The sequence below is a fragment of the Pseudomonas sp. W4I3 genome, assembly GCF_030816195.1.
GTDB lineage: Bacteria > Pseudomonadota > Gammaproteobacteria > Pseudomonadales > Pseudomonadaceae > Aquipseudomonas.
On sequence record NZ_JAUSXS010000001.1, the window covers coordinates 2,232,056 to 2,246,788 of the forward strand.

A 14,733-nucleotide genomic window follows, 5' to 3' on the forward strand; every position below is an offset into this window, starting at 1 on the left:
GATGACGCAGGCATTTCAGGGTATCCGGGTCGCCCTCACGTTTTTCGCGAGCAAGCTCGCTCCTACAAAAAGCCAGGCAATAAAAAGCCCGACATATCATCGGGCTGGAGTTGGCCAGGCAGGCCGGTAAATTCATTCGAAAGCATTTGGGTTGCAGCTAGCCTAGCCGCATATCCCATTGCGTACAGCCTTTTCCGACAACTTTCCTATTATTGATCCTGTGAATATTTGAATATTGACGGGTGGCGGGCTTAGGGTTGGGGTTCTGAAATGACTGGAAAGTCGCGTTTTTCCTAGCCTTTGGAGCGATTGACAATTGCCCGGAATTGGATGAAGGTGGCGTACCCAAATCAAACGGGCGTATGAATTGAGCGTTTGTCCTACAGGCGACTCTGACATAACCCCGACTATCGCACTGGCGGGTGTGCCTGGCGTATTGGCGTGAGCATTGACGCAGCTGTCAATGTCAAACCAGAGGCCAGCGTCCGGTGTGTACTGTTCAGCTTCCATATCGTGGAGATCAGTTGATGATTTACGAAGGTAAAGCCATCACGGTTAAGGCTCTTGAAAGTGGCATCGTCGAATTGAAATTCGACCTCAAGGGTGAGTCCGTCAACAAGTTCAACCGTCTAACCCTGAACGAACTGCGTCAGGCTGTAGATACCATCAAAGCAGATGCTTCGGTCAAGGGCGTGATCGTCTCCAGCGGCAAGGACGTGTTTATCGTCGGCGCTGACATCACCGAATTCGTCGAAAACTTCAAGCTGCCCGATGCCGAGCTGGTGGCTGGCAACCTCGAAGCCAACAAGATTTTCAGCGATTTCGAAGACCTCAACGTACCTACCGTTGCTGCGATCAACGGCATCGCCCTGGGCGGTGGCCTGGAAATGTGCCTGGCGGCCGACTTCCGTGTGATGTCCGCGACCGCCAAGATCGGCCTGCCTGAAGTCAAGCTCGGCATCTACCCAGGCTTTGGCGGCACTGTGCGTTTGCCACGTCTGATTGGTGCCGACAACGCCATCGAATGGATTGCCGCCGGCAAGGAAAACAACGCTGAAGACGCGCTGAAAGTGGGTGCTGTCGATGCTGTGGTTGCCCCGGACAAACTCGCTGAAGCCGCGCTGAACCTGATCAAGGGCGCCATCAGCGGCGAATTCGACTACAAGGCCAAGCGTCAGCCGAAGCTGGAAAAACTCAAGCTCAACGCCATCGAACAAATGATGTCGTTCGAAACCGCCAAGGGTTTCGTAGCGGGCCAGGCCGGTCCTAACTACCCGGCGCCGGTCGAGGCGATCAAGACGATCCAGAAGGCGGCGAACTTCGGTCGCGACAAAGCCCTGGAAGTGGAAGCGGCGGGCTTCGCCAAACTGGCGAAAACCTCGGCTGCACAGAGCCTGATCGGCTTGTTCCTGAACGATCAGGAACTGAAGAAAAAAGCCAAGGCCTACGACGAAATCGCCAAGGACGTGAAGCAGGCCGCCGTACTGGGCGCCGGTATCATGGGTGGCGGTATCGCTTACCAGTCGGCGTCCAAAGGCACGCCGATCCTGATGAAAGACATCAATGAACACGGCATCGAGCAGGGCCTGGCGGAAGCCGCCAAGCTGCTGGTGGGCCGCGTTGATAAAGGTCGTATGACCGCCGCGAAAATGGCCGAAGTGCTTAACGGCATCCGTCCCACGCTGTCCTACGGCGATTTCGGCCACGTCGACCTGGTGGTCGAAGCCGTTGTCGAAAACCCGAAGGTCAAGCAGGCGGTACTGGCTGAAGTCGAAGCCCAGGTCAAAGACGACACCATCCTGGCCTCCAACACCTCGACCATTTCCATCAGCTTGCTGGCCAAGGCCCTCAAGCGTCCGGAAAACTTCGTCGGCATGCACTTCTTCAACCCGGTGCACATGATGCCGCTGGTGGAAGTGATCCGTGGCGAGAAGTCCAGCGAGTTGGCCGTTGCCACCACCGTTGCCTACGCCAAGAAAATGGGCAAGAACCCGATCGTGGTCAATGACTGCCCGGGCTTTTTGGTCAACCGCGTGCTGTTCCCTTACTTCGGCGGTTTCGCCAAGCTGGTCAGCGCGGGTGTGGATTTCGTGCGCATCGACAAGGTCATGGAAAAGTTCGGCTGGCCGATGGGCCCGGCGTACCTGATGGACGTGGTCGGCATCGACACCGGGCACCACGGTCGCGACGTCATGGCTGAAGGCTTCCCGGACCGCATGAAAGACGACCGTCGTTCGGCCGTCGACGCCCTCTACGAAGCCAAGCGCCTGGGCCAGAAGAATGGCAAGGGCTTCTACGCCTACGAGACCGACAAGAAGGGCAAGCAGAAGAAAGTCGCCGACCCGTCGGTACTGGAAGTGCTCAAGCCGATCATCTACGAACAGCGTGAGGTGTCCGACGAGGACATCATCAACTGGATGATGATCGCCCTGTGCCTGGAAACCGTGCGTTGCCTGGAAGACGGCATCGTCGAGACCGCCGCCGAAGCCGATATGGGCCTGGTGTACGGTATTGGTTTCCCTCCATTCCGTGGTGGTGCGCTGCGTTACATCGATTCGATCGGTGTGGCTGAGTTCGTTGCCCTGGCTGACAAATACGCTGATTTGGGCCCGCTGTACCACCCGACCGCGAAGCTGCGTGAAATGGCCAAGAACGGCCAGAGCTTCTTCGGTTAAGCGCCCAATCGACTAGAGCGAGAATATTTATGAGCTTGAATCCAAGAGACGTCGTGATTGTCGACTTCGGTCGTACGCCGATGGGCCGCTCCAAGGGCGGCATGCACCGCAACACCCGCGCCGAAGATATGTCGGCGCACCTGATCAGTAAGCTGCTGGAACGCAACGTCAAGGTTGACCCGAACGAAGTCGAAGACGTGATCTGGGGCTGCGTGAACCAGACCCTGGAGCAGGGCTGGAACATCGCGCGCATGGCCTCCTTGATGACGCAGATCCCGCACACCGCGGCCGGCCAGACCGTGAGCCGCTTGTGCGGTTCGTCGATGAGCGCGCTGCACACCGCCGCCCAGGCGATCATGACCGGTAACGGTGATGTGTTCGTGGTCGGTGGCGTGGAGCACATGGGCCACGTCAGCATGATGCACGGCGTCGACCCTAACCCGCACATGTCGCTGTACGCGGCAAAAGCCTCGGGCATGATGGGCCTGACCGCGGAAATGCTCGGCAAGATGCACGGCATTACCCGCGAAGCCCAGGACGCGTTCGGCCTGCGCTCCCACCAGCTCGCTCATAAGGCGACCGTGGAAGGCAAGTTCAAGGATGAAATCATCCCGATGAACGGCTACGACGAGAACGGCTTCCTGAAGTTGTTCGACTACGACGAAACCATTCGTCCGGACACCACCCTGGAAAGCCTGGCGGCGCTCAAGCCAGCCTTCAATCCAAAGGGCGGCACCGTGACTGCCGGTACGTCGTCGCAAATCACCGACGGTGCTTCGTGCATGATCGTGATGTCGGCGCAGCGTGCCCAGGACCTGGGTATCCAGCCGATGGCCGTCATCCGTTCGATGGCCGTTGCGGGTGTGGACCCGGCGATCATGGGCTATGGTCCAGTACCGGCCACACAAAAAGCCTTGAAGCGCGCGGGCCTGACCATCTCCGATATCGACTTCTTCGAGCTCAACGAAGCTTTCGCCGCACAGGCCCTGCCAGTGCTGAAAGATCTGAAAGTACTCGACAAGATGAATGAGAAGGTTAACCTGCACGGCGGCGCGATTGCCCTGGGCCACCCATTCGGTTGCTCCGGTGCGCGCATTTCCGGCACATTGCTTAACGTGATGAAGCAAAATGGCGGCAACCTTGGGGTTGCAACCATGTGCATTGGTCTCGGCCAAGGCATTACCACCGTCTTCGAACGCGTCTAAGCGTTAGGTTGACGGAAGCCGGGGCCCAGTGCCCCGGTTTTTGTTTTTTGGAATTTTTAATTTTTTTTCGACAAATTTTGTAGGGAGGTCAGAGCATGAAAGTCGAACCCGGGCTCTACCAACATTATAAGGGCCCGCAGTACCGCGTTTTCAGCGTGGCGCGGCACTCTGAAACCGAAGAAGAAGTGGTGTTCTACCAAGCACTGTATGGTGAATACGGCTTTTGGGTGCGCCCCTTGAGCATGTTCCTGGAGTCCGTCGAAGTTGACGGCGAGCAGGTCCCGCGCTTTGCTTTGGTCCAGGCCGAACCCAGTCTTTTTAAAGGGCAATAACGGCAGGTCGCGCAGAATGCTGCGCTTGACCTCACCCGGTTGCCACTATATATAGCGTTGCCGCGTCAGGCGCCAACTGCCTTTCACTTCTCGAATTCAGGAATTTTCCGATCCATGGGCAAATCGCTGGTCATTGTGGAATCCCCGGCTAAGGCCAAGACCATCAACAAGTACTTGGGCAACGAGTACGTGGTGAAGTCGAGTATCGGCCATATCCGAGACCTGCCCACCAGCGGTTCGGCTAGCGCCAGCAAGGAGCCTGCCGCCAAGCGCGGCAAGGCCGCCGCGGGCGAAGGTCCGGTGCTCACGCCCAAAGAGAAAGCGCGCAAGCAGCTGGTCTCGCGCATGGGTGTGGACCCGGATCATGGCTGGAAGGCCAAGTACGAAATCCTTCCGGGCAAGGAAAAGGTCATCGAAGAGCTGCGCCGGCTCGCCAAGGATGCTGACACCATCTATCTCGCAACCGACTTGGACCGCGAAGGGGAAGCCATTGCCTGGCACCTGCGGGAAGCTATCGGCGGTGACGACAGCCGCTACAAGCGTGTGGTGTTCAACGAAATCACCAAGAAAGCCATCCAGGAAGCCTTCTCCAAGCCGGGCGAGCTGGACATCGATCGCGTCAACGCCCAGCAGGCACGGCGTTTCCTCGATCGCGTGGTGGGTTATATGGTTTCGCCATTGCTGTGGGCCAAGATTGCCCGCGGCCTGTCTGCCGGCCGTGTGCAATCGGTAGCGGTCAAGCTGGTGGTGGAGCGTGAGCGCGAGATTCGTGCGTTCATCCCTGAAGAGTATTGGGAAGTCCACGCCGACCTCGGCACCGCCAAGGGCGCCAATGTGCGCTTTGAAGTGGCCCGCGAAAAAGGCGAAGCCTTCAAGCCGCTGAACGAAGCCCAGGCCATGGCCGCGCTGGAGAAGCTCAAGGCCTCCAGCTACAGCATCGTCAAGCGTGAAGACAAACCGACCAGCAGCAAGCCGTCGGCGCCGTTCATCACCTCCACCCTGCAGCAGGCGGCGAGCAACCGCCTGGGCTTCGGTGTGAAGAAAACCATGATGATGGCCCAGCGTCTGTACGAAGCCGGCTACATCACTTATATGCGTACCGACTCCACCAACCTGTCGCAAGACGCGGTAGCGATGGCGCGCACCTATATTGAAAGCGAATTCGGCAAGAAGTACCTGCCGGAGAAGCCCAACGTCTACAGCAGTAAGGAAGGCGCCCAAGAGGCTCACGAAGCGATTCGTCCTTCAGACGCCAACACCACGCCCGCCAAACTGAGCGGCATGGAACGCGACGCTGAGCGCCTCTACGAGCTGATCTGGCGCCAATTCCTGGCTTGCCAGATGCTGCCGGCGCAATACCTGTCCACCACCGTGAGCGTTGCTGCGTCCGACTTCGAGCTGCGTGCCAAGGGCCGTATCCTCAAGTTCGACGGCTACACCCGCGTTATGCCGCAGATCGCCAAGCCGGGCGATGATGATGTGCTGCCTGACATGGCCCAGGGCGACACGTTGAAGCTGATCAAGCTTGACCCGTCCCAGCACTTCACCAAGCCACCGGCGCGTTATTCGGAAGCCAGCCTGGTCAAGGAGATGGAAAAGCGCGGTATCGGTCGTCCTTCGACCTACGCGGCGATCATCTCCACCATCCAGGACCGTGGCTACGTGGCGCTGCACAACCGTCGTTTCTACTCGGAAAAGATGGGCGATATCGTCACTGAGCGGCTGTCCGAGAGTTTCTCCAACCTCATGGACTACGGCTTCACCGCCGGCATGGAAGAGAACCTCGATGACGTGGCCCAGGGCGAGCGCGACTGGAAAAGCGTGCTGGACGAGTTCTACGGTGACTTCAAGAAAAAACTCGAAGTGGCCGAAAGCCCTGAGAGCGGCATGCGTGCCAACCAGCCGGTGATGACGGATATTCCGTGTACCACGTGTGGCCGGCCGATGCAGATTCGTACGGCGTCCACCGGCGTGTTCCTGGGTTGCTCCGGCTACAGTCTGCCGCCTAAAGAGCGCTGCAAGGCCACCGTCAACCTGGTGCCGGGTGATGAAATCGCCGCCGATGACGAGGGTGAATCCGAGTCTCTGGTACTGCGCGGCAAGCACCGCTGCCCGATCTGCAGCACGGCGATGGACGCCTACCTGCTGGACGAGAAGCACAAGCTGCACATCTGCGGTAATAACCCCGATTGCAATGGTTACGAGATTGAAGAGGGCACCTATCGCATCAAGGGCTACGAAGGTCCGAGCCTGGAATGCGACAAGTGCGGCAGTGAGATGCAGCTCAAGACCGGCCGTTTCGGCAAGTTCTTCGGTTGCACCAACCCAACCTGCAAGAACACCCGCAAACTGCTGAAAAGCGGTGACGCGGCGCCGCCGAAGATGGACCCGGTGAAGATGCCCGAGCTCAAGTGCGAGAAGGTCAACGACACCTACATCCTGCGCGACGGTGCTTCGGGCCTGTTCCTGGCCGCCAGCCAGTTCCCGAAAAACCGCGAGACCCGTGCACCGCTGGTGATGGAGATCGTGCCGCACAAGGACGAGATCGATCCGAAGTACCACTTCCTGTGTGAAGCGCCGAAGAAGGACCCGGATGGTCGCCCAGCCGTGATCCGCTATAGCCGCAAGACCAAGGAGCAGTACGTGCAGACCGAAGTCGACGGCAAGCCTACCGGCTGGAAAGCGTTTTACGACGGTGGCAAGTGGAAGGTCGAGGACAAGCGCCAGGGCGCTTGATCCGCTAGTCTGATAACTTCAAAAGCCGTCTGCATAGGCGGCTTTTGCTTACTGTAGGAGCGAGCTTGCTCGCGAAAGTCGTTAACGAAAACGCGGAAGGTCTGACATCCCGCGGTGTCTTAAGGTTTCTCGCGAGCAAGCTCGCTCCTACACAGCCAGCATCACGCTTAATTCGTTGTGGAGATTGCCGTCGTGGCCCACGAGCTCTATACCCGTACCAACCAGAAAATCTACTTCGCGGGTTTGTCCCTGGAAGCCCTTGGTCGTGCCGAGGCGGGCAAGGAGATGAATGCCATCGCGCTGGTCCAGGCGGGGCGCGAAGCTGCTCTGTTCCACCTGTACGGCGCGTTGCTGGGGCTATGCCATGAAATCGCCGGGTTCTACCGCTTGCCCCAGGCCGGTTCGCCCCGCGCCGAAATGATCATGACCCGGGAAGTGCTGGAAACCATGGCCATCCCGGAACTGGCCGAACTGGTGGAAATGGCCCAGAGCCCGGACAGTTGGGTAGCCCGCCTGCTCAAGGCGCATGCCGACATGTTCCAGCCGCCGCGCGTTCCTCATGTACCCAAAGGTGATGTGACGCAGCCGCTGATCGTGGCAGTTGCGTTGGAAACGGATGAGCCCAAGCCTTTGAGCCGGGAAGAGCTGGAAAGCTGGCGCCAGGAGCTGAAAAAGCTGGCATTGCGCTTTCGTGAAGGCTTGAACGAGTGCTGAGCGGGCAAGCCTGCACGCCACAACACTGATATAATCCCGCGCTTTCGTGGAGAACAGACTTTTATGCCAACGTCCTTTCTGGAAATTGTTGAACTGCCTGACGGCCGAATCGAGCTGCGCCGGGCTGAGGACGAAGGTTCTCTGGTTATCCTGGACTTTTCCGAAGACGCAAAAGCGTTCCTGCAAGGCCAGCATGTGGAAGTGGCCAAAGCCATGTTGAGCGTTGGCGTGCAAATGGCAGGTCGCCTAGCTGAAGGCGAGCCTGAGAAGGAAGATGGGCCACGGATTCTTCACTGAGCCCTGTGTAACCCGCCTACCTTTTATCCCAGTCGAATATTCAAGCTTTGCGCATCGCCTGTGTGGGCGGCGCTGATCAACTGCTGCTTGGCCGTTGCATTCAACGGGTTCAGCCAGCTCACTACCGTATGGCTACGACCCAGGCGCAAGGCTTCGCAGGTCAATTGCTGGGCACTTTGCGCGCCCCGTGGCTGCAGCAACAGAATACGCTCACGGTTGAGGCCGGCATCCCGCAACCACGCCTGTGTCAGGCTGGCGGGCGGGGCGATCAGGGTCAACCAGCGCGCATCCTGCTCCTCGCTGAGTTCGCGCAGAATCGGCGCCAATAAGCTCAGGCAGCTCCCGGCAGCCCCACGCAACGACAATTCACTGAATACCTCGGGCTCGCAGCTCCAGGGAGCTTCGACCGTTTCCTTGAGGATGGGCGCAAGGGGTTGAGCCATAAAGGCCTCGAACAGCGACAGTTGTGTGTGTTGTGGGGTGTGCACGAGCTGCATGATGTCTCCTTTAGCGGCGAATAACGCCGACACTCAAGCCTTCGATCACCAGGTCCTGGTCTTTCAGGTTCACTTCAATCGGCGCGAACTCCGGGTTTTCCGCCATGAGCCAGACCTTGCTGCCTTCACGCTTGAAACGCTTGACGGTGACTTCATCACCGATCCGCGCCACCACGATCTGGCCATTACGGGCTTCGCGGGTGGTGTGTACGGCCAGAAGGTCACCGTCGAAGATGCCCACGTCCTTCATGCTCATGCCATGCACCCGCAACAGGTAATCGGCACGCGGATGAAAGAAGGTCGGGTTAATGTTGCAGGACTCTTCGACGTGCTGTTGCGCCAGGATCGGCGCACCGGCGGCCACTCGACCGATGATCGGCAGTGTCGATTCGTCGGCCTTGGCTTCGAAGCCAGGGATACGAATGCCGCGTGAAGCACCGGGGGTCATCTCGATCGCGCCTTTGCGAGCGAGGGCCTTGAGGTGCTCTTCGGCAGCGTTGGGAGACTTGAAACCCAGTTCCTGCGCAATTTCGGCGCGTGTCGGTGGGTAACCATTGTCATCAAGACAGCGCTTGATAAACCCCAGAATCTCAGCTTGGCGTGGCGTCAGTTTTAGCATGTTGATCGCTCTGGCTTTTTATACAGTGACTGGGATTATATACAGTGAACGGCGCTTGGCAATCATCCTTTTGTGCGGCCCCGCTGGACGGTCATTCATCACCTGTACTACAAGGCACGGATAGCGCTGCCTACAGACCGCGCAGGATGTGATTAAATAGCGACGAAATAGATGACTGACCGGCCGGAAAACGGACCCGCAGGCTTGACAAGACATACCCTGAAACGTATGTTTCAAACAAGTGTTTGTCAGGCGGAGTAGCCATGGCCCAGTCGGAAACCGTTGAACGCATTCTCGATGCTGCCGAGCAATTGTTCGCGGAAAAAGGATTTGCTGAAACTTCATTGCGGCTGATCACCAGCAAGGCCGGGGTCAATCTCGCTGCTGTGAACTACCATTTCGGCTCAAAAAAAGCCCTGATCCAAGCGGTGTTCTCGCGCTTCCTGGGGCCGTTCTGTGCCAGCCTCGATCGCGAGCTGGAGCGTCGCCAGGCCAAGGCCGACAACAAGCCAAGCCTGGAAGAGCTGCTGGAAATCCTGGTTGAGCAAGCCCTGGTGGTGCAGCCACGCAGCGGCAACGACTTGTCTATCTTCATGCGCCTTTTGGGCTTGGCGTTCAGCCAGAGCCAGGGCCACCTGCGCCGGTATCTGGAAGACATGTACGGCAAGGTGTTTCGCCGCTATATGCTGCTGGTCAATGAAGCCGCCCCGCGTATCCCGCCGATCGAACTGTTCTGGCGCGTGCACTTCATGCTCGGCGCTGCGGCCTTCAGCATGTCCGGGATCAAGGCGCTGCGTGCAATTGCCGAGACCGATTTCGGCGTCAATACGTCCATCGAGCAGGTGATGCGCCTGATGGTGCCGTTCCTCGCCGCGGGCATGCGCGCCGAAACCGGCGTGACCGACCAGGCCATGGCCGTCGCCCAATTGCGCCCGCGCAGCAAATCCACACCCACCCTCGCCAAGGTTTGACCGCAACGGGTGTGCGCGGCCGCTTGCATCCGCTAAGCTAGCCGCCATGTCGATTTCAGCTATTTATGGGCAACCCCTCGTGCTTACCGAATCGGGTAGGAATGGCGGGTTGCGCGCGTTATTTAAGGAAGGTTTATGACTGCTGCCCTGCAAGGTTCTTTGATGGTCGACGTGGCGGGTACCTGGCTGACGGCCGAGGATCGCCATCTGTTGCGTCAGCCGGAAGTGGGCGGCTTGATCATTTTTGCGCGCAACATCGAGCACCCGCGCCAGGTCCGCGAGTTGAGCGCTGCGATTCGTGCGGTGCGCCCGGACCTGCTGCTGGCGGTCGACCAGGAAGGCGGTCGCGTGCAGCGCCTGCGCCAGGGCTTTGTGCGCTTGCCGGCCATGCGCGCGCTGGCTGATAACCCCAATGCCGAATACCTGGCCGAACAATGTGGCTGGGTCATGGCCACCGAAGTCCTCGCCGTGGGCCTGGACCTCAGCTTCGCTCCGGTGCTGGACCTGGACTACCAGCGCAGCGCCGTGGTCGGCACCCGCTCGTTCGAAGGCGACCCCGAGCGCGCTGCCGTGCTCGCCGGTGCCTTTATCCGCGGCATGAACAGCGCCGGCATGGCCGCCACCGGTAAGCATTTCCCTGGCCACGGTTGGGCCGAAGCCGATTCCCACGTCGCGATTCCCAACGACGAGCGCAGCCTGGAACAGATTCGCGCCAACGACCTCGTACCGTTCGCCCGCCTGAGCAAGCAATTGGCGGCGGTGATGCCGGCCCATGTCATCTATCCGCAAGTCGATGCCCAGCCTGCAGGCTTCTCACGCCGTTGGCTGCAGGACATCCTGCGCGGCGAATTGCAGTTCGACGGAGTGATTTTCAGTGACGACCTGTCCATGGCCGGTGCCCATGTGGTGGGCGATGCCGCCAGCCGTATCGAAGCCGCGCTGACGGCGGGCTGCGACATGGGGCTGGTGTGCAACGATCGTGCGGCTGCCGAACTGGCGCTGAGTGCGGCGCAGCGGATGAAGGTCAAACCCTCGGCGCGGATTGCGCGTATGCGCGGGCAGGCGATTGCCTCGACGGAATACAAACAGGATCCACGTTGGCTGACAGCGCTTGGAGCGTTGCGGGATGCTCAACTGATCGAATAAGTATTGTTGAACGCTTGGTGTAGGAAACATCCGAATAAGGCTGTAGCTATCTCTTGCCGTAGTGTCAGAGTTGTCCTGCTTAAGTCCCATTGCTGGTGGCTGTAGAGTTCAGTTTTATGAACGACCTGATTGCCCGTATCGTCGAGTTGGATTGGCAAGCGTACTTTGAGCCTCGCTCGCTGGAGCGCGGGTTTGAGTACGCCGGCGAAAATCGCATTGAGATAAAAGAATTCGGACCTCACAGGTTGATCGCACGTTGCAAGGGCTCGGGCCGTAATGTCTATGGCCTGTCGATTGCCCTGGAGGGTGCACCATCCCGTTTGACGGGCATCAGGTGTGTGTGTTCTTGCCCGGTGGCGATCAATTGCAAGCACGCGGCTGCGGTCTTGTTTACGTTGACTGTGCTGTACGAAGAGCTGAACGAGACGAAAAAGCCGGTGGGTAATCGCCTGAGTCCGCAGCTCGAAAACTGGCTTGAAAGTATCCCCAAGCCCACCCCGCCAGGTGAGGCTGCGCCCAAGAACACCGGTACTTGTTTGCTGTACCAAGTCACTCCCGAGGTTTATTCCAGTGGCTGGACATTCGAGGTGTACCGGGCGCGCGTGACCAAAAAAGGTGAGTACAGCGATATCAAGCCCTTGTACTCGATAGATGAGACATTACGGCGTGCACCCAGCTACATGCATGAGCTGGATACGCGCATTGGTCGATTATTGTTGTTGGGCCGATCTTATGGCAGCTACGGCAGCAGTTTTCAGTTGGCCGGCGAGACGGGGGCCGAAATCCTCCAATTGGCGTTAAAAACCCAACGCCTGTTTCTTGAGCTGGGCCCAAGACTAGCGCTTAATCCCGGTCCGGCTCGCACTGGTCGTTTCGATTGGGCGGTGACACCCGATGGCGATTACATCCCCCGCTGGACCAGCGATGGCCGTGAGTTGGATGATATGTTTCCGCTCAAACCGCTTCACTATCTTGACCTCGACAACATGGAAGTCGGGGTGCTCGAGCATGGGCTGGATGAGAATCTGGCCATGCATCTTTGCGGCTTGCCGCTGATTCCAGCTGATCAAGCCGCGTTATTCAGTCAACGTATCAGTGCGGTGTCCAAGGTGATTCCTCCACCGCAGGAGCTGACCGAGCGCGTCGTGGATACGTTAGAACCCCAAGGATGTCTTACCTTGGGAAGCGACGAAGCCTACGTTTACGGCCGGTTCCATAGGGAGCATCGCGCGTTGTTGGCTTTCCGCTATGACACCAGCCTGACCAGCGGCAAGGGCACTGAGGATATCCAACTACTCAACGGCACCGAAACCCAGCGTATCCAACGCAAGCCTGAGGCCGAAAAAGCGCTGCGCAAGGCGCTCACGAAGATCGGATTCAAAGCGATCAATCGCAAAACCCGTGCGCTGCCTGAAAGCGCTGGGGAAATGTTCGATCTCCCCACCGATGAAGCCTGGCTGGGTTTCGTTGAAAACGATCTGGCGGCTTTGCGTGAAGCTGGGTGGGACATTGTGATCCAGCCCGGCTTTTATTACGACGTGGACGCGGTGGACCATTGGTATGCGGACATCGAGGAAGCGTCGGGTAATGAATGGTTCGATCTTGAGCTGGGCATTGAGGTCAATGGCGAGCGGCATAGCCTGTTGCCAATCATGCTCGACTTGATGCGACGTCAGCCCAAGCTGCTCGATGCCGCCTACTTGGCCGAACGTAACGACGATGAGCGCGTGTTGGTGAGTTTGGGCGCCCGCACTCAAACAAAGGTTGCGTTGCCTTACGGGCGACTCAAGCCCCTGATGGCAACCCTCGGCGAACTCTACCTGGGCGCAACCGAAGGTGATGCATTACGGCTGAGTGCGCCCGATGCGGCTCGGCTCAGTCATTTGGATGCAATGCCCTTGGTGTGGCGGGGTGGCGAGCGACTGCGTGATTTCGCCAGGCGCCTCAAGGACTCCACCCATGCCCAGGTATCTGCCCCGGAGGGCCTGAACGCCGAACTTCGTGGCTATCAGCTCGAAGGCCTGAACTGGATGCAGACTTTGCGCGAGCTGGAAGTCGGCGGGATTCTCGGGGATGACATGGGCCTGGGCAAAACTCTGCAAGCTCTTGCGCACTTGCTCTTGGAAAAACAGGCAGGTCGATTGCAAACGCCCGCATTGGCCGTAATGCCTACCAGCCTGATCCCGAACTGGATCGACGAAGCTGCACGGTTCACGCCGCAGCTCAGAGTCCTGGCGCTGCACGGTGCACAGCGTCAGGCTGACTTCGCACGTTTGACCGATTACGACCTGGTACTCACCACCTACGCGCTGCTGCCGCGAGACCTTGAAGTCTTGCAGCCTCAGCGCTGGAGCGTGCTGATCCTCGACGAAGCGCAAAATATCAAAAATCCCAACAGCAAGGCGGCCCAGGCCGCTCGCCAACTGGATGCCGGCCAGCGGCTGTGCCTGAGCGGGACGCCGTTGGAAAACCATTTGGGCGAACTCTGGTCGCTGTTTCATTTCCTGTTGCCGGGGTGGCTGGGTGACAGCAAAACCTTCAATCGCAATTACCGCACACCGATTGAAAAGCACGGTAATGCGCAACGCATGCAGCACCTGACGGCGAAGATCAAACCCTTCCTGTTGCGCCGTAAAAAAGAACAGGTTGCCACCGAGTTGCCGGCCAAGACCGAGATCGTGCACTGGGTGGACTTGAGCGACGCCCAGCGTGACGTGTATGAAACCGTGCGGGTGGCGATGGACAAAAAAGTGCGCGACGAGATTGCCCGGCAGGGTGTCGCCCGCAGCCAAATCATTATTCTCGAAGCGCTGCTCAAGTTGCGCCAGGTCTGCTGCGACTTGCGCCTGGTCAAGAGTGCACCAGCGTCCAAACTGGCGCGAGCGGGTACCGGCAAACTTGGCAGTTTGATGGAAATGCTCGAAGAATTGCTCAGCGAAGGGCGGCGCGTCCTGCTGTTCTCGCAGTTCACCTCGATGCTGGCGTTAATCGAAGAGGAACTGAAGCTGCGTGAGGTCGACTATTCAATCCTGACCGGTGAAACCCTAGACCGGCGCACCCCCGTGAAAGACTTTCAGGACGGCAAGACGCCGCTGTTCCTGATCAGCCTGAAAGCGGGCGGAACGGGCTTGAATTTGACGGCGGCGGATACGGTGATTCATTACGACCCCTGGTGGAACCCGGCTGTGGAAAATCAAGCCACGGACCGGGCTTACCGGATCGGGCAGGATAAGCCGGTGTTTGTTTACAAGATGATTGCCAGGGGCACGGTGGAAGAAAAGATTCAGGCGTTGCAATTGGAAAAGGCAGCGCTGGCCGACGGCGTGCTTGAAGGGGGCTCCAGTGCTGGCTGGAAGCTGGAGCAGCGGGATATTGAGGCGCTGTTCGCGCCGTTGCCTTAAGCCATCATGCCAGTAACGCTTTTTGTAGGAGCGAGCTTGCTCGCGAAGAACTCAGGGCCACCGCGTTTATCCAAAATGAACGCGTTGCCTGGATTTTTTTCGCGAGCAAGCTCGCTCCTACAGCGAACCACTTTCGCTTA

The 14,733-nt window shown here is 58.7% G+C and carries 11 protein-coding genes; 9 read left to right on the top strand and 2 right to left on the bottom strand.

Annotated elements, in window-relative coordinates:
• The first annotated feature begins 527 nt into the window (after positions 1 to 527).
• The 6 genes from fadB to QF045_RS10240 all read left to right on the top strand — a co-directional run bounded on the left by fadB (position 528) and on the right by QF045_RS10240 (position 7,959).
• Positions 528 to 2,675: a fatty acid oxidation complex subunit alpha FadB gene (fadB, locus tag QF045_RS10215; protein ID WP_306492089.1), complete on the top strand. Its 2,148-nt coding sequence runs from the start codon at positions 528 to 530 to the stop codon at positions 2,673 to 2,675.
• A gap of 29 nt (positions 2,676 to 2,704) precedes the next feature.
• Positions 2,705 to 3,880 carry an acetyl-CoA C-acyltransferase FadA gene (gene fadA / locus QF045_RS10220; protein ID WP_306492090.1) on the top strand — a complete coding sequence of 392 codons (1,176 nt, stop codon included), beginning with the start codon at positions 2,705 to 2,707 and terminating at the stop codon, positions 3,878 to 3,880.
• A 95-nt stretch (positions 3,881 to 3,975) separates the two neighbouring features.
• The gene (locus QF045_RS10225) at positions 3,976 to 4,212 is read left to right on the top strand and encodes a DUF1653 domain-containing protein (RefSeq protein WP_124385650.1); all 237 of its coding nucleotides are present in this window, start codon (positions 3,976 to 3,978) and stop codon (positions 4,210 to 4,212) included.
• A 114-nt stretch (positions 4,213 to 4,326) separates the two neighbouring features.
• Entirely contained in the window at positions 4,327 to 6,948 is a 2,622-nt protein-coding gene (topA, locus tag QF045_RS10230) for a type I DNA topoisomerase (protein WP_306492091.1), read from the top strand.
• Positions 6,949 to 7,140: 192 nt separating this feature from the next.
• Positions 7,141 to 7,662, top strand: a complete 522-nt coding sequence (locus QF045_RS10235) for a DUF6586 family protein (RefSeq protein ID WP_306492092.1) — start codon at positions 7,141 to 7,143, stop codon at positions 7,660 to 7,662.
• 63 nt (positions 7,663 to 7,725) lie between these two features.
• The gene (locus QF045_RS10240; RefSeq protein ID WP_003218969.1) at positions 7,726 to 7,959 is read left to right on the top strand and encodes a hypothetical protein; all 234 of its coding nucleotides are present in this window, start codon (positions 7,726 to 7,728) and stop codon (positions 7,957 to 7,959) included.
• A gap of 23 nt (positions 7,960 to 7,982) precedes the next feature.
• Here the strand turns inward: QF045_RS10240 and sulA are convergent, their stop codons facing one another.
• Together sulA and lexA are read right to left on the bottom strand one after the other, a co-directional pair.
• The gene (sulA, locus tag QF045_RS10245) at positions 7,983 to 8,456 is read right to left on the bottom strand and encodes an SOS-induced cell division inhibitor SulA (RefSeq protein ID WP_065886339.1); all 474 of its coding nucleotides are present in this window, start codon (positions 8,454 to 8,456) and stop codon (positions 7,983 to 7,985) included.
• A gap of 10 nt (positions 8,457 to 8,466) precedes the next feature.
• On the bottom strand, positions 8,467 to 9,075 hold the full coding sequence (gene lexA, locus QF045_RS10250; RefSeq protein WP_306492093.1) for a transcriptional repressor LexA: 609 nt from the start codon (positions 9,073 to 9,075) through the stop codon (positions 8,467 to 8,469).
• 263 nt (positions 9,076 to 9,338) lie between these two features.
• Here lexA and QF045_RS10255 point away from each other — a divergent pair, with 263 nt between their 5' ends.
• From QF045_RS10255 to QF045_RS10265, 3 genes are all read left to right on the top strand, one after another.
• Positions 9,339 to 10,046: a TetR/AcrR family transcriptional regulator gene (locus QF045_RS10255; protein ID WP_124409313.1), complete on the top strand. Its 708-nt coding sequence runs from the start codon at positions 9,339 to 9,341 to the stop codon at positions 10,044 to 10,046.
• A 135-nt stretch (positions 10,047 to 10,181) separates the two neighbouring features.
• Entirely contained in the window at positions 10,182 to 11,192 is a 1,011-nt protein-coding gene (gene nagZ / locus QF045_RS10260) for a beta-N-acetylhexosaminidase (RefSeq protein ID WP_306492094.1), read from the top strand.
• A gap of 116 nt (positions 11,193 to 11,308) precedes the next feature.
• Positions 11,309 to 14,593 (top strand): DEAD/DEAH box helicase, encoded by a 3,285-nt coding sequence (locus tag QF045_RS10265; protein ID WP_306492095.1) that lies wholly within the window; start codon positions 11,309 to 11,311, stop codon positions 14,591 to 14,593.
• Positions 14,594 to 14,733 lie beyond the last annotated feature (140 nt).